The organism is Ruegeria sp. CG11 (assembly GCF_056537245.1).
On the sequence record NZ_JBQFRE010000001.1, the window covers coordinates 845,969 to 866,005 of the forward strand.

General features: G+C 58.8%; 18 protein-coding genes. 14 read left to right on the top strand and 4 right to left on the bottom strand.

Annotated elements, in window-relative coordinates; genetic code table 11:
* The first annotated feature begins 70 nt into the window (after positions 1-70).
* The 5 genes from pepN (at position 71) to ACR0KW_RS04210 (ending at position 6,562) form a co-directional block, all read left to right on the top strand.
* The gene (gene pepN / locus ACR0KW_RS04190) at positions 71-2,623 is read left to right on the top strand and encodes an aminopeptidase N (RefSeq protein ID WP_480803868.1); all 2,553 of its coding nucleotides are present in this window, start codon (positions 71-73) and stop codon (positions 2,621-2,623) included.
* Positions 2,620-3,048, top strand: coding sequence for a hypothetical protein (locus ACR0KW_RS04195; protein ID WP_480803869.1), 429 nt, complete (start codon positions 2,620-2,622; stop codon positions 3,046-3,048). The genes pepN and ACR0KW_RS04195 overlap by 4 nt, the downstream gene beginning before the upstream one ends.
* 197 nt (positions 3,049-3,245) lie before the next feature.
* Positions 3,246-4,433: a hypothetical protein gene (locus tag ACR0KW_RS04200; RefSeq protein WP_480803870.1), complete on the top strand. Its 1,188-nt coding sequence runs from the start codon at positions 3,246-3,248 to the stop codon at positions 4,431-4,433.
* 70 nt (positions 4,434-4,503) lie between these two features.
* Positions 4,504-6,015 (top strand): Asp-tRNA(Asn)/Glu-tRNA(Gln) amidotransferase subunit GatB, encoded by a 1,512-nt coding sequence (gatB, locus tag ACR0KW_RS04205; protein ID WP_480803871.1) that lies wholly within the window; start codon positions 4,504-4,506, stop codon positions 6,013-6,015.
* A gap of 142 nt (positions 6,016-6,157) precedes the next feature.
* On the top strand, positions 6,158-6,562 hold the full coding sequence (locus ACR0KW_RS04210; protein WP_480803872.1) for a DUF4177 domain-containing protein: 405 nt from the start codon (positions 6,158-6,160) through the stop codon (positions 6,560-6,562).
* Positions 6,563-6,580: 18 nt separating this feature from the next.
* On the opposite strand, the gene ACR0KW_RS04215 is transcribed toward ACR0KW_RS04210, so the two are convergent.
* Positions 6,581-6,970, bottom strand: a complete 390-nt coding sequence (locus tag ACR0KW_RS04215) for a VOC family protein (protein WP_480803873.1) — start codon at positions 6,968-6,970, stop codon at positions 6,581-6,583.
* A gap of 38 nt (positions 6,971-7,008) precedes the next feature.
* On the opposite strand from ACR0KW_RS04215, the gene ACR0KW_RS04220 reads away from it, so the two are divergent.
* Positions 7,009-7,545 (top strand): winged helix-turn-helix transcriptional regulator, encoded by a 537-nt coding sequence (locus ACR0KW_RS04220; protein ID WP_480803874.1) that lies wholly within the window; start codon positions 7,009-7,011, stop codon positions 7,543-7,545.
* 15 nt (positions 7,546-7,560) lie between these two features.
* Here ACR0KW_RS04220 and ACR0KW_RS04225 read toward each other — a convergent pair whose 3' ends face one another.
* Entirely contained in the window at positions 7,561-7,815 is a 255-nt protein-coding gene (locus ACR0KW_RS04225) for a BolA family protein (RefSeq protein WP_480803875.1), read from the bottom strand.
* A 108-nt stretch (positions 7,816-7,923) separates the two neighbouring features.
* Here ACR0KW_RS04225 and ACR0KW_RS04230 point away from each other — a divergent pair, with 108 nt between their 5' ends.
* Positions 7,924-8,550 carry a J domain-containing protein gene (locus tag ACR0KW_RS04230; RefSeq protein ID WP_480803876.1) on the top strand — a complete coding sequence of 209 codons (627 nt, stop codon included), beginning with the start codon at positions 7,924-7,926 and terminating at the stop codon, positions 8,548-8,550.
* Positions 8,551-8,558: 8 nt separating this feature from the next.
* Here the strand turns inward: ACR0KW_RS04230 and ACR0KW_RS04235 are convergent, their stop codons facing one another.
* Positions 8,559-9,449 carry a Hint domain-containing protein gene (locus ACR0KW_RS04235; protein ID WP_480803877.1) on the bottom strand — a complete coding sequence of 297 codons (891 nt, stop codon included), beginning with the start codon at positions 9,447-9,449 and terminating at the stop codon, positions 8,559-8,561.
* A gap of 357 nt (positions 9,450-9,806) precedes the next feature.
* Between ACR0KW_RS04235 and ACR0KW_RS04240 the strand changes: the two genes are divergently transcribed.
* From ACR0KW_RS04240 to ACR0KW_RS04270, 7 genes are all read left to right on the top strand, one after another.
* Entirely contained in the window at positions 9,807-10,412 is a 606-nt protein-coding gene (locus tag ACR0KW_RS04240) for a methyltransferase family protein (protein WP_480803878.1), read from the top strand.
* A gap of 146 nt (positions 10,413-10,558) precedes the next feature.
* A complete protein-coding gene (gene cobS / locus ACR0KW_RS04245; RefSeq protein ID WP_170325720.1) occupies positions 10,559-11,545 on the top strand; it encodes a cobaltochelatase subunit CobS in 987 nt (328 codons plus the stop codon).
* Between the two features lie 6 nt (positions 11,546-11,551).
* Positions 11,552-11,881 carry a hypothetical protein gene (locus ACR0KW_RS04250; protein WP_480803879.1) on the top strand — a complete coding sequence of 110 codons (330 nt, stop codon included), beginning with the start codon at positions 11,552-11,554 and terminating at the stop codon, positions 11,879-11,881.
* A gap of 4 nt (positions 11,882-11,885) precedes the next feature.
* Entirely contained in the window at positions 11,886-13,763 is a 1,878-nt protein-coding gene (gene cobT / locus ACR0KW_RS04255; protein ID WP_480803880.1) for a cobaltochelatase subunit CobT, read from the top strand.
* Between the two features lie 73 nt (positions 13,764-13,836).
* Positions 13,837-15,618, top strand: a complete 1,782-nt coding sequence (locus tag ACR0KW_RS04260) for an aminopeptidase P family protein (RefSeq protein ID WP_480803881.1) — start codon at positions 13,837-13,839, stop codon at positions 15,616-15,618.
* A gap of 59 nt (positions 15,619-15,677) precedes the next feature.
* Positions 15,678-16,019 carry a DUF427 domain-containing protein gene (locus ACR0KW_RS04265; RefSeq protein WP_480803882.1) on the top strand — a complete coding sequence of 114 codons (342 nt, stop codon included), beginning with the start codon at positions 15,678-15,680 and terminating at the stop codon, positions 16,017-16,019.
* An 896-nt stretch (positions 16,020-16,915) separates the two neighbouring features.
* The gene (locus ACR0KW_RS04270; RefSeq protein ID WP_480803883.1) at positions 16,916-18,280 is read left to right on the top strand and encodes a DUF3179 domain-containing protein; all 1,365 of its coding nucleotides are present in this window, start codon (positions 16,916-16,918) and stop codon (positions 18,278-18,280) included.
* On the opposite strand, the gene ACR0KW_RS04275 is transcribed toward ACR0KW_RS04270, so the two are convergent.
* Complete coding sequence (locus ACR0KW_RS04275) at positions 18,277-19,962, bottom strand: chloride channel protein (RefSeq protein WP_480803884.1); 1,686 nt, start codon at positions 19,960-19,962, stop codon at positions 18,277-18,279. The genes ACR0KW_RS04270 and ACR0KW_RS04275 overlap by 4 nt on opposite strands.
* Positions 19,963-20,037: the final 75 nt, after the last annotated feature.

Consider the following 20,037-nt stretch of genomic DNA (forward strand, 5'->3'; position numbering starts at 1 on the left):
AGCTGCGGTTGCAGCCACCTGACGAAGCCCCTAACGTCGCGCCCGAACCAACTGATGCGAGGCCCCCCCGATGCGCGACGCTGCCCCCACGACGATCTACCTGAAAGACTACACGCCGTTCGGCTATCTGGTGGACAGTGTGCATCTGACATTCGATCTGGCCGCAAACGCCACCCGCGTGACCTCGCGCATTGCCTTCCGGCCAAACCCCGAGGCCACCGACCGCACCTTTTTCCTACATGGCGAAGACCTGACCCTGATCCGCGCGATCATCGACGGGGCAGAAATCACCCCCGAGGTCACCGACAAGGGCCTGACAGCAAACGCCCCCGACGCGCCCTTTGTCTGGGAGGCCGTGGTTGAAATCGACCCCGCCAACAACACAGCGCTCGAGGGGCTGTATATGTCGAACGGCATGTACTGCACCCAGTGCGAGGCCGAGGGCTTTCGCAAGATCACCTATTACCCCGACCGTCCCGATGTAATGTCGACCTTCACCGTGCGCATCAATGGTGACCTTCCGGTGCTGCTGTCCAACGGCAACCCCACGGGCAAGGGCGAAGGCTGGGCGGAATGGACTGATCCGTGGCCCAAACCGGCCTATCTGTTTGCTCTGGTCGCCGGAGACCTCATCGCCCACCCCGGCCAGTTCACCACCATGTCCGGCCGTGACGTGGAGCTGAACCTCTGGGTTCGCCCCGGTGACGAGGACAAATGCGCCTTCGGCATGGAAGCGCTGAAGAAGTCGATGAAATGGGATGAAGACGTCTATGGCCGTGAATACGATCTGGACGTGTTCAACATTGTCGCCGTCGATGATTTCAACATGGGCGCGATGGAAAATAAGGGGCTGAACATCTTCAACTCATCGGCCGTTTTGGCCAGCCCCGAGACCTCGACCGATGCCAACTTCGAACGGATCGAGGCGATCATCGCACATGAGTATTTCCACAATTGGACCGGCAATCGCATCACTTGCCGAGACTGGTTCCAGCTGTGCCTGAAAGAGGGCCTGACCGTGTTCCGCGATGCGCAGTTCACATCCGATTTGCGCTCTGCCTCGGTGAAACGCATCCAGGACGCCATCGACCTGCGGGCGCGGCAGTTCCCCGAGGATAACGGGCCTCTCTCACACCCCGTGAGGCCGGAAAGCTTTCAGGAGATCAACAACTTCTACACCGCCACCGTGTACGAAAAAGGTGCCGAGGTGATCGGGATGCTGAAACGGCTGGTGGGGGATGAGGCCTATGCGCAGGCGCTGGACCTCTACTTCGACCGCCATGACGGGCAGGCCTGCACCATCGAAGACTGGATCAAAGTGTTCGAGGATACGACGGGCCGTGATCTGACCCAGTTCAAACGCTGGTACAGCCAATCCGGCACGCCGCGCGTGTCCGTGACCGAGGAGTATTCCGACAGCACCTACACCCTGACCCTGTCGCAGCGCACCGAGCCTACCCCCGGTCAGTCCGAAAAACTGCCACAGGTGATCCCGGTCGCCGTTGGTCTCTTGGGCGCGAACGGGGATGAGGTCCGCGCAACCGAGATTCTGGAATTGACCGAGCCCGAGCAGAGCTTTGAGTTCTCCGGGTTGGCCGCCAAGCCGGTGGCCTCGATCCTGCGCGATTTCTCGGCCCCGGTCATTTTGGAGCATGACCACACGGACGCCGAACGCGCCTTTCTGCTGGCCCACGACACCGACCCGTTCAACCGCTGGCAGGCCGGACGGTCACTGGCAGAGGACACGTTGCTGCGCATGATCCGCGAAGACAGCGCACCCGGCACCGACTATCTGGACGGCATTCTGGCCGTGCTGCGTGACGGCGATCTGGACCCGGCCTATCGCTCACTGTTGCTGGGCCTTCCGACGCAATCCGAACTGGCCGCCGCGCAGTTCGAAGCCGGAGAAACCCCCGACCCGATGGCAATCTGGCGGGCCGTGGAAACCCTGCGGCAGGCGACAGCGCAACATGTGCAGGACCTGTTGCCCCGGCTGCACAGCGAAACCCTGATCGACGCGCCCTTCAGTCCCGATGCCGATCAGGCCGGAAAACGCGCGCTTGGCGGTGCGGCGCTGTATCTGACCTCGCGGCTGGATGGCGGCGCTAAAGCGGCCGAGGAATATGCGGCCGCCAACAACATGACGTACCAGTTGGCCGCCCTTTCGTGCCTGTTGCGCGCCGGAACGGGCCAGCAGGAGCTGGCCGCGTTTTATGACCAGTGGCAGCATGATCGGTTGGTAATGGACAAGTGGTTCGGCCTTCAGGTGACCACGGCCGCCCCCGAGGACACTGCGGGCATCGCACGCACGCTGACCGAGCACGCTGATTTCAATTGGAAAAACCCCAACCGCTTCCGCGCGGTGATGGGGGCGCTGGCGATGAACCACGCCGGGTTCCATCACGCAGACGGGGCCGGATATACGTTGCTGGCGGACTGGCTGATCCGGCTGGACCCGTTGAACCCGCAGACAACGGCGCGGATGTGCACGGCTTTCCAGACATTGAAACGTTATGACGCCGACCGTCAGGACCTGATCCGGGACCAACTGACCCGTATCGCCGACACGCCCGATCTGTCGCGCGACACCACGGAAATGGTGACCCGAATCCTCGGCGCATGACCCCGTTCACCTTCACGCGCCACAACCGGACGCCGCGCACGATCCTGATTCTGTTCTGCGTCTACGCGGCGCTGGCGGCCTTGCTGATCCTTTTCGATGCGGCATGGTGGCTGGTCGGGCTGCTGGCCCTGTCCACCCTGCCCGCCCTGTGGGACGTCGTGCATGGCACGCGCGCAGGCATGACGCTGGATCACGACCGGATAAAGTGGTTTTCGGGCAATCGCGAAGGTGAGGTCCTTCTGACGGATATCGACTACATCCGGTTCGACACCCGCTGGGATTTTTCGGTCCGCGTCTCTTTGGTGCTGGCATCGGGCAAGCGGATTCGGCTGCCTGACGAGTCCACACCACCCCACAAAGAGTTCGACATCACCCTGCAAGAGGTTGGTTTCCGGGTCGAGCGGCATCATTTCACCGTTTTCTGAAACAATGTGCCCTAAAGGATGCCATTCACCCGGCACATCCCCTCCTACCCCGCAAAAAGCTTGAATTTGAGGTGAATTTCAGCCAAAATCTCAAGTCAGCCTACCTGTTTGTTTCGGTTTCGAGTTTTACCATGTTTCGGTTTTTCAGGGCGCGTCAGGCCCGTTCTTCTTTGCCTTCCCGTCAATTCACGCAGGACATGCGCGCATCCGATTGCGCCGTAGCGGCAGGTCTGCCGGACACGGGGCAACTGAATATTCCACTGGCCCGTGCCGAGGACATGATTGCCCGCGATACCATTGAACAAGGGCGCACGCTGGCCAGACAGGACCGCTGGGCCGAACTGTCCCGACAGATGCGTGCTGCAGACGAATCCCGCGACACCGCGCCTGACGGGATGCCTATTGCAGATCTACTGGCCTTTGGTGCCCGGTCCGATGTTGTTCTGGCAGTCGAACACGCCCTGTCTGACGGGGCTGCCCTGTCCGAATATGACCTGCTGGGTGGAATCTCCGAGCTGGAAGACGAAATGCGCGCGCATCCCGATGATCCGATGATCGTACTGGTGGTCGCGCTGGCACATATCGACCTGGCCTGGGCGTGGCGCGGGACAGCCACGGACGCCACACTGCCTCCGCTACACCGGTCGCGCTGTGCAGCACATTTCGACCGGGCCGCGGCCCTTCTGCCGACATGCCGCGCGGCCGCGCCGGACAGCCCATTAGTGGCCGCAGCTGCATGCGCCCTTATGGCCGGTCAGCGCAAAACCGACCTACGCGTGGCCGAGGAATACGAACGTCTGATCACGCTGGACCCGCATAACCAACGCCACATGCGGGCGATGGGCACCCATCTTCTGCCGCGCTGGTTCGGCAGCTATGAAGAGCTTGAGGTTCAGGCCCTGCGCAACGCGGCGCGCACGCGCGATATCTGGGGTGCCGGCGGCTATACATGGGTGCAGTTTGACGCCATCGCCTTGGACGAAGAGGCGTGCGCGCGGCTGGATGTCGAGTATTTTCTGGAAGGCCTGCACGACATTCTGCACCGCCGCCCGGATCAGCAGACCGTCAACATGCTGTCAGCCTATTGCGCCACCACGATCCAAGGCGGGCTAGGCCTGAACGACAAGGCCGATTTGGTGCGCTCGCAAATTCACGAGGCCGCAAACTGGCTGATCCGCGACCACATGACGGAACTGCATCCTCTGATCTGGGCGCACGCCGCGAGCGGGTTCAACAACTCGGTCTGCATCAACTCGGCCGAACGGTTTGCAGCCCGCGGCCAACGTCAGGCTCTGCGTGCCATTGGTGATCTGTTCCGCGAGGAACTGCGCAGCGGCATGGACGTGACCTTCACGCCGTCGGGCTTGCGCCTGTCTCAGCACTGATTCCCCCTTGCCCCTAGCCCCTGCCGGGCCTAATACGCAGGCTTAGACTTCTGCGGAAATGAGGCGCGCCATGCTCGACCTGACATACGAAATGCCCAAACCCAAAACCATTGCCGGGGCCAAGCACGATTGGGAACTGGTGATCGGGATGGAGGTGCATGCTCAGGTCTCATCAAATGCCAAGCTGTTCTCGGGTGCATCGACCCAATTCGGGGCCGAGCCGAACTCGAACGTGGCCTTCGTGGACGCGGCAATGCCGGGGATGCTGCCAGTGATCAACGAGTTCTGCGTTGAGCAGGCCGTACGCACCGGGCTGGGCCTGAAGGCAGATATCAACCTGAAATCGGCGTTCGACCGCAAGAACTATTTCTACCCTGACCTGCCGCAGGGCTATCAGATTTCCCAGCTCTACCACCCCATCGTGGGCGAAGGTGAAGTGCTGGTCGAGATGGGTGACGGCACCGCACGTATGGTCCGCATCGAACGCATCCACATGGAACAGGACGCAGGCAAGTCGATCCACGACATGGACCCACATATGTCCTTCGTCGACCTGAATCGGACCGGCGTTTGCCTGATGGAAATCGTCAGCCGCCCCGATATCCGTGGCCCCGAAGAGGCCGCCGCTTATATCGCTAAGCTGCGCCAGATTATGCGCTACTTGGGCACCTGCGACGGCAATATGCAGAACGGCAACCTGCGGGCGGACGTCAACGTCTCGATCTGCCTGCCGGGCGCTTATGAGAAGTATCAGGAAACGCAGGACTTCTCGCATCTGGGCACCCGCTGCGAGATCAAGAACATGAACTCGATGCGCTTCATCCAGCAAGCGATCGAGGTCGAAGCCCGCCGTCAGATCGCCATCGTCGAAGCTGGTGGCAAGGTCGAGCAGGAAACCCGCCTGTACGACCCGGACAAGGGCGAGACCCGCTCGATGCGGTCCAAGGAAGAAGCGCATGATTATCGCTACTTCCCCGACCCCGACTTGCTGCCGCTGGAAATCGAGCAGGCATGGGTGGACGACATCGCCGCCAAACTGCCGGAACTGCCCGACGACAAAAAGGCGCGTTTCATCAGCGAGTTCGGTCTGACCGATTATGACGCGTCGGTGCTGACCGCCGAGGTGGAATCGGCCGCCTATTTCGAAGAGGTCGCCAAGGGCCGCAATGGCAAACTGGCCGCGAACTGGGTGATCAACGAACTGTTCGGCCGTCTGAAGAAAGAAGATCACGACATCACCGAATCTCCGGTTTCTCCGGCACAGTTGGGTGCGATCATCGATCTGATTTCCTCGGACGCCATCTCGGGCAAAATCGCCAAGGACCTGTTCGAGATTGTCTATACCGAAGGCGGTGACCCGGCGCAGATCGTCGAAGAGCGTGGCATGAAACAGGTGACGGATACCGGCGCCATCGAGGCCGCTTTGGACGAGATCATCGCCGCCAACCCGGCACAGGTCGAAAAGGCCAAGGTAAACCCGAAACTGGCGGGCTGGTTCGTCGGTCAGGTGATGAAAGCCACCGGCGGCAAGGCCAACCCCAAGGCGGTCAACGAACTGGTCAGCCAAAAGCTGGGTACGTAAACCGATCAGAGATTGAATTGTTGGCGGCGGGGTTTGCGCAAAACCCCGCCGTTTTTCTTTTCCGCCTCTTTCCGTGCGAAGATGACTTTCCCAAAATCTCCAGCATGTTAGATTGCCGGGAACCGACCACCAGGAAGATCCGATGCAGCGCTACGAATACAAAGTTGTCCCCGCTCCGCAAAAAGGCATCAAGGCCAAGGGTGAGAAAACCGCAGAAGGCCGGTTTGCCGCATCGGTTGAACAGGTCCTGAACCAGATGGGGCAGGACGGCTGGGAATATCAGCGTGCCGAACTGCTACCCAGCGAAGAACGCGTGGGCCTGACCGGTTCGACCGTGAACTGGCGCAATGTTCTGGTGTTTCGTCGCGAAGTCGACGTCGCCGTTGTCGCGACACCTGGCCCAATAGAGACGCCCGAAGGCGTTCCGCTAGCGCAACCGGTTCCGGGGCCAGTAGAAGTGCAAGCACCCGCACCAATTGCGGAACAAGTGAAAGAACCGCCTCTGACCCTCAAGGAGTCGGATTCGGTTGAACCAACCAAGGAATAGGTTGGCTGGTGCCTAGTGTTACTCTGCGGCGTTTGCCGACGGGGTCAAGTCTTGGGCCAACATCAGGGCATTTCCGTCGGGATCATAGAACGTTGCGGTACTGACCATCCCCTCGATGGTTTCGGTTTCGCCATCGAACTGGACGCCTGAACTTTCCAAAGACCGCCGAGCCTTCACGATATCAGACACACCGAACACCGGCACCGTATTTCCCGGTGCAGGCTCGGCCTGTTCACCTAATCCCAGCGTCACGCCTTCAGTCTTGGTTCGCATCTCACTCCATCCGGCCTCATCAATGTGGTGGATCAGCTCAAACCCCAGCTTAGCCTGATACCAATCGGCACTGGCATGTCTGTCCCGCACGGACATGGCCAGCGTTATCGTGTCCTCCAATGAAACGAGTGGCATTGAACTTTCCTTTTTAAAAAATAAAGTTACTATACTTTATGGACATAACGATTCTTGTCAAGCTCACGTCCCGCGCCTGGTCGCTAAACATCTTGGCGTTAATGCATGAGGGCACGCCTGGGCGACAGGCGCCATTGCTGGCTGCGACAACTGCAAGCAGGACAGCATTCGCCCAAAGCCTTGAGCACCTGATCCAGCTTGGTTTTTTGGAACGGAACCCCGGTCACGGCCACCCGCTGAGACCCGAGTTTCGGTTGACCCGAACCGGAGCTTCCGCGGCTGAAATCGCCAGCCGGATCGTAAACGCGGTACCTGATGACAAGAAATTTGCTTTGCTAAGGCGCAGTTGGAGCGTACCCATCCTGGCCCTGACGGATATGCCGCAGCGGTTTTCGGCAATCAGATCCAATCTGGTAACGATCACCGACCGCGCGTTATCGACGTCGCTGGTCCGACTTGAAGAGCAGGACTGGATTCGACGCGAAATCGACGCAACCCACAGGCTGCCCTTTCCAACTTACCGCGCGGTAAACCAAGGGTTCACGGTTAATCAGGCAATCGCTTTGGTCACCTGAGGCAAAGAACCAAGCTTAGGCATCAATATCCAGCGCCAGTGCATGAATGCGCGGCACGATATCGCCCAGCGCCTTGTGAACCGCGCGGTGGCAGGCGACGCGAGACTGGCCCTCGAACGCGCTGGCGCGGATGCGGACGTTGAAATGGCTCTCACCGCCGCCCTGATAGCCCGCGTGGCCGTGGTGGCTTTCGCTGTCGTCGACCACTTCCAGCTCGCGCGGGTCAAATGCTGCCTGCAGGCGGGTTCGGATTTCGTCGGTCACGGTCATTTTTTCGCTCAGCGGTAAAAATTTTACCGCCTCCCCTCTTCTACTTTCGGCTGCTTAGACTAAACTGCTGCCTCCGAGTCGAAAAGATGTGTTCGTAAGGATCAGAGCATGACGAAATCAGACCCCTTTGGATTCGATATGTCCGTTTCCAGCGCCAAGAAAAAGAACCCGCGCGGGCGTCGGGGTATGTCCGGCGCGTCTGAAACCTCGACGCGTATCTGCGATCACGAGGGATGCAACGAACCCGGCAAGTTCCGTGCACCCAAGGCACCTGATGTACTGGACGACTTTTTCTGGTTCTGCCAGCAGCACGTCCGCGAATACAACAACAAGTGGAACTTCTTCGACGGCACCACCGAAGCCGAGCTGAACGCGCAGCGCTCCAAGGACAAAGTGTGGGAGCGTGAGACCAAACCCATGGGCGACCCCGAGGCCCGCGCCTGGGCACGTCTGGGCATCGAGGACCCGCATCAGGTGCTGGGCGCAAACAGCACGCAAAACAAGGGGCGCACTTCAGGTGGCGGCGGCCGTCGCCTGCCCCCAACCGAACGCCGCGCCATCGAGATCCTCGAGGCCAAGGACAGCTGGTCCAAGGCCGAGGTGCGCAAGGCCTACAAAAAGCTGATCAAGGTGCTGCACCCGGACATGAATGGCGGCGACAGGTCTCAGGAAGAACAACTGCAAGAGGTCGTCTGGGCCTGGGATCAGATCAAGGACAGCCGGAACTTCAAATAAACTCTGTACTACTCTGGGAACATGCCCCGTAGCGCCTGCGCTTCGGGGCGTTTCAAGCAGCGCAGCCTAGTTCGCCGTATCGACGCACCGTCGTTCAATTCAGGAAAAAGCGCGCGCAGTTCATCTACGTCTTCCCGACCAAAAGAGTTTAGCACCCTGTCGCCAAGATACAGGCTTTCACTGCGCAAGCCGTGTGACGTCAGAATGGTGTGTCGTTCGCAGGCAATGTGAAAGTACGTCACAGGCTCATCCGCCTGTATCTGACGGATCGTGTCATCGTTGACGAGATGAATCGCGGCTGAAAAGACCATAGGTTCGCCAAATAGCAACTCGGCCCGCCATCCTTCAATTACGATCCGATGTTGCGGCGACACGTACAGGTCGCGATCTGGCAGCCCTTTGCCCAGCGCATCGCGCTTGATGAGCACAGGCCGAAACTTTGGTTGGAGATGCAATATCTGAGCGCTGAGTGTTCGTTTACCAATCCAAACTACCGGCAGAGTTTGGCCGTCGGACACGCAAACCCTGTCGCCAACCGTCAGCTCTTCGACCAATCGCGAGCCTGTCTCAGTTTCGATCAGCGTTCCAGCTACAAAGCACGGTGGGTTATCCGGGTTGAGGTCGCCCTCGGTAATTTTCCAATTGCCAGTAGACATTGGGCCCGTTGGGTTATTGGTATCCCAAGCGTAAATTTTCCCATTGACCTCAATGAATTCGCCGGATTCGCCTGAGTTCCCCCTAGTGCCTTGCCCAAGGTATTCATAGGACTGAAACGTAAGACCTCCGTCAAACGAGATCATTCCCCCATCAATAATTGCAGGTTCAGTCGTATTCTGGACGACCAAGTCGCCCGGACCACCGGTTGTGTGCACAGTATGAAGAAGAACATCAAACGTCATCGTGCCCCTCCTCTTCCCGAACTGTTGTCAGAAAAGGTGCACCACTTTGCACGAGCGGGGCGAACATGCCTAAACAGCTGATTTCGCTACTCATTAACTCTCGCACAAAAAACTCTCAGACAGACCCGTTTCGGGCAGCTTACAAAATCACAAATTAACCCAAATTTAACACTTTGGTTTTCGCTTCTAAGAATACCAAAAAATTTTTGGTGTGTAGCACGCGCACCTGCGATTGCCTTTTCTCTGCTCGTTCTGCGGCTGCCAGCTAAACTTGTTACAAATACGCGTTACGGCCAATCACATGGGCCGAACCCTTGACCCATATCAGATAATGACCTGCCCCGAATGGAATGCGATATGGAACACTTCATAATCCCTGTACATGCGATTGCTCTGTTAGCCGCCATCACCTCGGCGGTGCTGCTGAGCGGGTACCTCGCCCTGAACCTGCGCCTGCCGCATCTGGGTCTGTGGCCCAGCGCCAGCGGGTGGCGGCATCACACGGCCTTTGGTCTGTTCCGACTGTTCTGCGGCGCGACCGTTGTATTTGCTTTGTCCGAGGTCTGGATGAATGGCTGGGGTCACTGGCTGCGGTACGTGATCGGTGTTCCGGTGATGCTGCTGTCTTTCGGGATCACGCTGTGGGGCTATCGCTTTCTGGGGCTCGACAATACCTATTGCGAAAGCGACGGTTTGGTGACCGGCGGGATGTATGCCTATTCGCGCAACCCGCAATATGTGACCTCGGTGCTGGCCACGGTGGGACTGGGTATCGCCAGCGGTTCGTGGATGACGCTGGGTCTGGCCGCGACGCTATTCGTGATCTACTTCCTGTTTGTCCTGAACGAGGAACGCTGGCTGCTGCAGGGCTATGGGCAGGCGTTCCGGGACTACATGCAATCCACTCCACGCTTTGTGGACGAACGCAGCCTGATCCGGGTGCGGGACGCAATTCTCGACTGATCAATGCGCGCCGATAAGGCCAGTTTCAAAGAAAGATTTACCGAAGCCGAAGCACGCGCGGCTTTCCCTTGCCCTTGCCCGCAATATGTTGCACCACACACGGGTTCAAACCCGGCAATACGGGCCAAAGGATAAGGACCAGGCGAATGGCTGACGGATCGATCGACATCAACGCAAAACCTACCGAAGATATCTCGGTCCGTGACGTGTTCGGCATTGATACCGACATGGCGGTCAAAGGCTTTGCCGAAGCAAGTGATCGCGTCCCCGCCATCGACCACACCTACAAGTTCGACCCGGAAACCACACTGGCGATTCTGGCAGGCTTTGCCCACAACCGTCGGGTGATGATTCAAGGCTATCACGGCACTGGTAAATCAACCCATATCGAACAGGTCGCTGCCCGTCTGAACTGGCCCGCCGTGCGTGTGAACCTGGACAGCCATATCAGCCGGATCGACCTGATCGGCAAGGACGCGATCAAGCTGCGCGACGGCAAGCAGGTCACCGAATTCCACGAAGGCATCCTGCCCTGGGCCCTGCGCAATCCTGTTGCCATCGTGTTCGACGAATACGACGCGGGCCGCGCCGACGTGATGTTTGTGATCCAGCGCGTGCTGGAACATGACGGCAAGCTGACCTTGCTGGACCAGAACGAAATCATCACCCCGAACCCGAACTTCCGCCTGTTCGCCACCGCAAACACCGTTGGCCTGGGCGACACAACCGGCCTGTATCACGGTACGCAGCAGATCAACCAGGCGCAGATGGACCGTTGGTCGCTGGTCTCGACGCTGAACTACCTCAGCCACGATGCCGAGACGATGATCGTTCTGTCCAAGGCACCGCACTACAACACCGAAAAGGGCCGCAAGACCGTCAGCCAGATGGTCACTGTTGCCGACCTGACCCGGACCGCCTTCATGAACGGCGACCTGTCCACGGTGATGAGCCCCCGGACCGTGATCAACTGGGCCCAAAACGCCGAGATTTTCCGCGATGTGGGTTACGCGTTCCGCCTGTCCTTCCTGAACAAGTGCGACGAGTTGGAACGTCAGACCGTGGCCGAGTTCTATCAGCGCTGCTTTGACGAGGAGCTGCCGGAAAGCGCCGCGAGTGCTAGCTTGGGGTGACAACTGATGGTCGATTGGAAAACAGGTACCAATCCAGACTATGAGAACCTGAGCATGGCGTTCCTTGAAGCCTATGCGCTAAATTTGAAGCAAGCGTTCTTGGCGGAAGGAATTTCAGAAAAGAAGGCAGAAGCAGTTGTCGAAACGGCCGTTTTCAATCTTGCTGTACTGTTTGATCAGGGTAAAATTCGCCTCTCGGAACAGCCGTTCAAACCGCTTCTCGCGTTTCGTGACCAACTAGGACAGCTTGACACCGGGCAACATGCCCGGAAGTTTGAACTGCACGACTGTGCTCTAAGCATGGTCTCTTCTGCTTTCGATGGAAATGATTGGTAAGCCAATGAGCAAACCCAACGACAACCCCGCTGATCCGTTCAAGAAGGCTCTGGCCGAGGCCACCAAGGTCATGGCCGACGATCCCGAACTGAACGTCTCTTACACAGTCGATCCATCGGGTCTGTCGGGTGAATCGATGCGCCTGCCGCAGGTCAGCCGCCGGATGACGCGGGAAGAAGTTCTGCTGGCGCGTGGAACGGCGGATGCCTTGGCGTTGCAGCGCCGATATCACGACGACGCCACCCACGCACGTTATGCGCCACCGGGCGACATGGCGCGGGATCTGTATGAGGCCATGGAGGTCGCCCGGTGCGAGGCGATGGGCGCGCGGGACATGCCCGGTACGGCCAGCAATATCGACGTCAAGATCGGGCACGAGGCGCTGCGTCGTGGCTATGACCAGTGTAAGCAGCCTGCCGACGCGCCTCTGGCCGTTGCCGCGGGCTATCTGATCCGCCATCTGGCCACAGGGCGGGATTTGCCTCCGGCGGCCGAGAACATCATGAACCTTTGGCGCGGGTTTATCGAGGAACAGGCCGGCGGGACGCTGGAAAACCTGGATGAAACCCTCTCGGATCAAGCCGAATTTGCCAAATTCGCGCGGCAGATGATCAAGGATCTGGGTTACGGCGACCAGTTGGGTGAAGACCCAGATGAGCTGGACGACGAGCAGGAAGATCAGGCCGAGGACGACGCCGAAGAACAGCCCGATCCTGACAGCACCGGTCAGGATGATCAGGACGAGCAGGACGCCGACGCGACCCCTGAACAGACGCAGGAAGAACAGCAGGATCAGTCTCAGGCCCAGGTCTCAATGGACGAGATGGCCGAGGATGAGATGGGCGAAGAGGCCGAGATGCCCGAAGGCGAGGCCCCGCTGGAGCCCCCCGCCCCGCCGCCTGCATCCGAGGCCGATCCGGACTACAAGGTGTACCTGAGCACCTATGACGAAGAAATAGCAGCCGAGGATTTGGCGGAACCAGCCGAACTGGAACGGTTGCGCGCCTATCTGGACCAGCAACTGGAGCCGTTGAAAGGTGCGGTCAGCCGGTTGGCCAACAAGCTGCAGCGCCGCCTGCAGGCGCAGCAGAACCGCAGCTGGGAGTTCGACCGCGAGGAGGGTATTCTGGACGCAGGCCGCCTGGCACGCGTGGTGGCGAACCCGACTACACCGCTGAGCTTCAAGGTCGAAAAGGACACCGAGTTCCGCGATACGGTGGTGACGCTGCTGCTGGACAACTCCGGTTCGATGCGGGGCCGCCCAATCTCGATTGCCGCAATCTGCGCGGACGTTCTGGCGCGGACGCTGGAACGGTGCAACGTGAAGGTCGAAATTCTGGGCTTTACCACCCGCGCATGGAAAGGTGGTCAGGCACGTGAGGCATGGCTGAACGATGGCCGCCCGCAGCAGCCCGGACGTCTGAACGACCTGCGCCACATCATCTACAAAGGTGCGGATGCACCGTGGCGTCGTGCGCGGCCAAATCTGGGTCTGATGATGAAGGAGGGTCTTTTGAAGGAAAACATCGACGGTGAGGCGCTGGAATGGGCGCATCGTCGGATGTTGGCCCGGCGCGAGCAGCGCAAGATTCTGATGGTGATCTCGGACGGCGCGCCGGTTGACGATTCAACACTCAGTGTCAATCCTGCGAATTATCTGGAAAAACACCTGCGCGACGTGATCGCCATGGTTGAGAAGCGCAAGATTGTGGAACTACTGGCCATCGGGATCGGACATGACGTGACCCGCTATTATGACCGCGCGGTGACGATCACGGATGTGGAACAGCTGGCAGGTGCGATGACCGAGCAACTGGCGGCACTGTTCGACAGCGATCCACGGGCCCGGGCCCGCGTGATGGGAATGAAGAAGGCCAGCTGAGGCTGGCCTTGCCTCCGACGGCAGTTTTTTCCAAAAAGATGAAGGGGTAAGCCCGGGTTAGGAGAAGTAGGAAATGATTCAGTCCTTTGAAGTCACCGCGCGTCCGGAACAGGGGCCGCCACGGTTGGCTGCGTTGCGAAAAGAGATTGCGCGCGAGGGGCTGGACGGGTTCCTGATCCCACGCGCGGATGCTTATCAGGGCGAATATGTGGCCCCACGGGACGAGCGGCTGGCCTGGTTGACCGGCTTCACTGGGTCGGCAGGATTTTGCGCCGCTTTGGCCGACATCGCAGGAGTGTTCGTGGATGGTCGCTATCGTACGCAGGTGAAGGCGCAGGTCGCAGCAGATTATACACCCGTGCCCTGGCCCGAAGTCAGCCTGAGTGCGTGGCTGAAAGAGCAGTTGCCGAAGGGCGGCAAGGTGGGCTTTGATCCGTGGCTTCACGCCGCTGGTCAGATCGACAGCGTCCGGAAAGAACTGTCGGACACCGGGATCGAACTGCTGCGGTGTGACAATCTGGTGGACCGGGTTTGGGAAAATCAGCCTGCACCACCGATGAACCCGGTCAAGGAGCACCCGATCGAATTTGCCGGGGAATCGGCAGAAAGCAAAATCGCCCGTCTTTCTGAGGCTCTGCGCGAAACCGGTTGCACTGCGGCTGCTATCACATTGCCGGATTCGATCATGTGGCTGCTGAACATTCGCGGCTCGGATATCGGTCATAACCCGGTGGCGCATGGTTTTGCCATTCTGAACGCCGACGGGACAGTGGATCTGTTCATGGCCGAGGAAAAGCTGACGGTCGCTCTGGGTGATCAAGTTCGGGTCCACGCGCCGGATACGTTCCTGACCTATGTCGAAGCGTTGGAGGGCAAAGTTCAGGTCGATCTCGGCACCTTGCCTCAGGCAGTTGCAGACGTGTTGCAGAACCGGATGGTGGATAACGGTGATCCTTGCGCCCTGCCCAAGGCCTGCAAGAACGCCGCCGAAATCGCAGGCAGCGCCGAAGCGCATCTTCGCGACGCGGTGGCCGTGATCGAAACGCTGTGCTGGCTGGACGCGCAAGCGCCCGGCACGCTGACTGAAACTCAGGTAGTCACCCGGCTTGAGGAAAACCGCCGCAAGGACAATGCGCTGCAGGATATCTCATTCGATACCATCGCGGGCACCGGCCTCAATGGCGCGATCATGCATTACCGCGTGACCGAAGAGACCGACAGCCGCCTTGAGGATGGGCAGATACTGGTGCTCGACAGCGGCGGGCAGTATCTGGACGGCACTACGGACATCACTCGCACTATCGCCATTGGTGAAGTGGGTGACGAGGAAAAATCCTGTTTCACCCGCGTGTTGAAGGGCATGATTAACCTGTCCATGCTGCGCTGGCCCGTCGGGCTAGCCGGGCGCGATATCGAAGGTATCGCACGTGCACCGCTTTGGGCGGCGGGACAGGATTTCAACCACGGGGTCGGCCACGGGGTCGGCGCGTATCTGAGCGTTCACGAAGGCCCCCAACGCCTGTCGAAAGTCAGCCATGTTCCGCTTCAACCGGGCATGATCCTGTCGAATGAGCCGGGATATTACCGCGAAGGCGCGTTTGGCATCCGCATCGAAAACCTTGTCGTCGTGCAAGAGGCCCCGGCCCTGCCCGGCGGTGACGACGAACGCGCCATGCTGAACTGGCGCACGTTGACCTATGTGCCCATCGACCGGCGCTTGATTGTGGTCGACATGCTGACAAGCGCAGAGCGCGCCTGGCTGAATGCCTATCACCGCGACGTTGCGGAAAAGATCCGGCCAAGGCTGGGCGATGACGCTCAACTGTGGTTGGATGCCGCAACCGCGCCGGTCTGACACCGGACTGTTACATATACCGGGCAGAGGAGTGGCCCAGAAAAGACGAGGAAATCGATATGGTTGAGATCACGATCCGCAAGCTACCGGGCAAATGGAGTGTTCGCTCGGGCGGCGCCGTACTGGGTGAAAGCACCGGTGCCCTGGAATTGTCGGAAGGGGACCTGACCCCGGTGATCTATTTCCCGCGCTCGGACATTGCGATGGCCTTTCTGGACATGACCGAAAAGGTCACGCATTGCCCGCATAAAGGGGACGCAACGCATTTCTCGATCGTCAACAAATCATCAGTGACCGAGAACGCGGCCTGGAGCTATGAGAACCCATTGCCCGCAATGGCCGAGATCAAGGGCTATGTGGCCTTCTATCCAGTTGAATCGGTGAAGGTTGAACAGATTTAGTAGAAGACCTTTCAGAAGCTCTACCTACTGTTCAATCGGGTACTCATCCCAAACATTTATGGACGGGTCTCATGAATAACGCGACAGGTTGTTTGCGATTTTGGAGTTTTGTCACGTACTTTTTTCTTTATGCTCGCCAACCACTTGGCCACATCGGACACGCAAGCTAAAATTGCATTTTCCTGTGCTTCAATCGGGTCTGGAAACCCCCATGAATACCCAACGGAGCCGTTATCTGCGATTACGAATGCACCCGACGAAGATGCAGAGCTTTTCTTTTAGTATTCCCGGAAACTGGAATTTCCGTACTGCTAAGTGTTGTTCCTCCAAAATTCGGGTCATAGTCTTTTGGCACTGTCACAGCGTAAACCGCGCATGAATCTGGGTATTCAGAAAACAAGCGACAATCTCTTAGGCTTTGCTCTTTTGCGACCGAAAGTGAGTAGCGGTTGGAAACCCAACCACTGCTGTTTCGTCCAGAGACAACAAATACCGCGAAATACTCTTTGGTTTTAAATTCTCTGAACCTGGACTTTTGCCTTTTCGACAGCTTTACATCCATCAAAATAGAAGTTTTCTCGGAAGATCTGTGCAGCCTTATCTCTGCAGATGCGGTTGAGACAGTGACCGCAGTTACTGCCCCCAGTAAAGCAGCCAATTTAAAGCAAAATTTCACGCGCAGGCTGTTCTAAAATTCACGGTGCAAATTCCACTATTGGTGGTTTCGAAGCCACTATCCAGAAAGAATTTCTTTGATTTTGGCAAGGTCGGGGGAAGGCAAAGGCATCTATAAAAATCAGCAACAGTCTTGATGTGCCTCTTTTCCTCACGCACCTGTTGCATGCAAGTGAACAGCAACCGATGCACACTGGGTATGGACACCATCGGAGGATGCCATGTCGATCACTCGCCGCTTTTTCGTTGGACTTTTGGGCGTTGCCGCGTTGCCCAATGCGCTCTGGGCGCAACAGGATCCTGTGTTGGAGGCCATAAGAACCACGCTATACGGCAGCAACGCGGAATTCGAACAGGGCATGGCCTTTCTGGTGCAACGCGGCAACCCGGACGTTGTACCTGCCCTGATGACCGGGATGCGCTATGGTCGACGGCGCAGCGATGAGATCGTCGATGTCATACAAGCCCTGACCGGTGAGAACATAGGCGCCGATTGGTTCGATTGGATGCTGTGGCAGGAAAAGAACCCGCAACTGGTGCCCCACCCCTCTCTCATCCCGTTCAAACGCGAAATGTTGCTGGGGATCGACCAAAATTTCGACGATTTCCTGCGCCCCGAATACTTGCAGCGGGACAAAATGAAAATTCGGCTGGAAGAGATCGCTTGGGGCGGCGTGAGCAAGGATGGTATCCCGTCGCTGGACAACCCGACACTGATACAAGCCACGCAGGCCGATTACCTGAAAGGTGACGATTTGGTCTTTGGCGTTTCGATCAACGGAGACGAGCGCGCCTATCCGCTACGTATCATGGGCTGGCACGAGATGTTCAACGAGGTGATCGGCGGCGTTCCGGTGGCGCTGGCCTATTGCACGCTGTGCGGATCGGGCATTCTGTTCGAAACGCAGGTCTCGGGGCGGCGAAAGCCATTGATCTTCGGTTCTTCGGGGTTCCTGTATCGATCAAACAAGCTGATGTTTGACCGCGAGACGCATTCGCTGTGGAACCAGTATACCGGCAAACCCGTTGTCGGTCCGCTGGTCGATAGCGAGATCGAGTTAAAACAGCGCCCGGTAGTGATTACCACGTGGGAAAGCTGGCAGGCGTCACACCCCGGCACCCGCGTCCTATCGCTGAATACTGGGCACCGGCGCAACTATGGCTCGGGGGTGGTGTATCGCGAATATTTCGCCTCGCCCGAGTTGATGTTTCCTGCTTTGGTCGATCAGTCCGCACATCGACAGAAGGACTACGTCTTTGCCATCCGCCAGTTTGGCGCGGCGCGGGCCTGGCCGCTGAAGGCGTTCAGCAAAACCCGTGTGATCAATGACGCGATTGCCAATCGACCGCTGGTTCTGATCGGCAACTCTGAAAAGCGCACCGTGCGCGCTTATGAGCGGAAATCGCACAAATTCAAAGCCTTGGATGGAGGTCTTGTGGACCAGAATGGTCAGAAATGGACCCTGACCGAAGAGGCACTGATTGGGCCGGGCGGCACCCGGCTGCCGCGAGTTGCAGGGCATATCTCGTATTGGTTCGCGTGGGACAATTATCTGGGCGATGCGGCGAGCGTATATCCCGGCTAGGAATGCTCTTCGGCCGCCGTCGCCGCCAGCGCGCGGTTATAGGCCTTGAGCGCATCAATATGGTATAGCGCCCCCACCGGGTTTTCGCTGCCGTCTTCCTGCACGATCACAACTGGAATGCAGGGGATGTCACCCCGGTCGAAATAGGGCATCGCGGCCTCCAGCGTGGCACTGGCCTGCACGCACAGCCCCTGATCGATCAGTTCCAACGCCTCGTCTTTGGTGATCGAGCGCGCGTCGCCAATGGGCCGCATCACCGCCCCGGCGCGCAGCATCGCCAGCAGATACGCTTGCGGCCCGGCCGCCAGATGCACGTTGCGGCGTTCCAGCTGGGTCAGGAAGAACGACCGGTCCACAAGACGCGAGGCCAGCGCAGTGGACATCGAGACCGAGACCATCACGGCGATCCCGATCTGCCAGTCTCCGGTCAGTTCAAAGACGATCATGGTGGTGGAAATCGGCGCGCCCAGCACGGCGGCGGCCACGGCCCCCATTCCGGCAAAGGCGTAAAGCGTGTGCGTGCCCGACACATCCGGAAGCAGCCCGGTGGCGATCAGGCCGAATGCCAACCCGGTCAGCGCTCCAATCATCAGCGAGGGTGAGAATACCCCGCCCCCCATACGCCCGCCCATAGTGATGGCAAGCGCCACCGTCTTGATCACGGCAAACAAGATCGCCACCGACAAGGTCAGATCCCCGGCCAGGGCGCGGATCGTAGTTTCATACCCAACGCCGATGATATGTGGGAACCAAATCGCCAGCAGGCCCAGCATCGCGCCCGACACTGCCGGACGCAGCCAGCGCGGCAAGGACAATCGGCTTTGGATATGACTGCCGATATCCTCAGCGAAAAAGATCGAGCGCATCAGTAATAGGGAAACCAGCCCGCAGATCAGGCCGAGGATCAGGAACGCGGGCAGTTCGACGTAGAATTGCAGTGATCCCGGCGTTTCCAGAACGAACTCGGTCACATCGCCATATTCCAGCCGGTTGATCACCGTGCCGGCGACAGAGGCGATAACGATGGGCGCAAAGGCATGCACGGCAAAGTGGCGTAACACGACCTCAAGCGCGAATAACGCTCCCGCGATAGGAGAGTTGAAGCTGGCCGAAACCGCGGCCGCCACTGCACAGCCCAGCAGATCGCGCCCAGTGATGCCATCGGCGTGGATGCGATCGCTTACCCAGGTCGAGATCACACCGGCCATATGCACCACCGGCCCCTCTCGGCCAGACGACCCACCGGTGCTGAGTGTGATCAACGAGGCAAAGAACGAGGCGATCCCCGCCTTACCCTCGACCCGGCCATTTGTCAGTGCTGCGCCTTCGATCACGTCCGCGACCGAGCGCACCCGCCCGTCGTCAGTGAACTTGTGTAGAATGATGCCCACAACTAGGCCGCCTATGATCGGTATGATCAAGATCAGAAACCACGGCAGTTTCTCGGCGTGGCTGTGCAGCAGCAGGATGTCCTCGGTGTCGTAGACATAGGCCTGCAGCGCCCGGATGGCCTTGCGAAACCCCAGCGCCATGAACCCGGCAGCAACCCCGATGGCCAGCGCAATGAACCAAAACTGAATCTGGCTGGGCCCCCTGCGCAGCATGACCCGCCAGGCATCTTTCATCGCGGCCAATGCCTGATTGAGCTGGTTGCGCAGAACGGTGCGGGTCGATTGGGTCATTGGCCCTCGGGGATCAAGTCTTATCCCTTAGTAAGCCACCGGACGCCCTTATAAAAGTAGGATCGCGACGGTTTG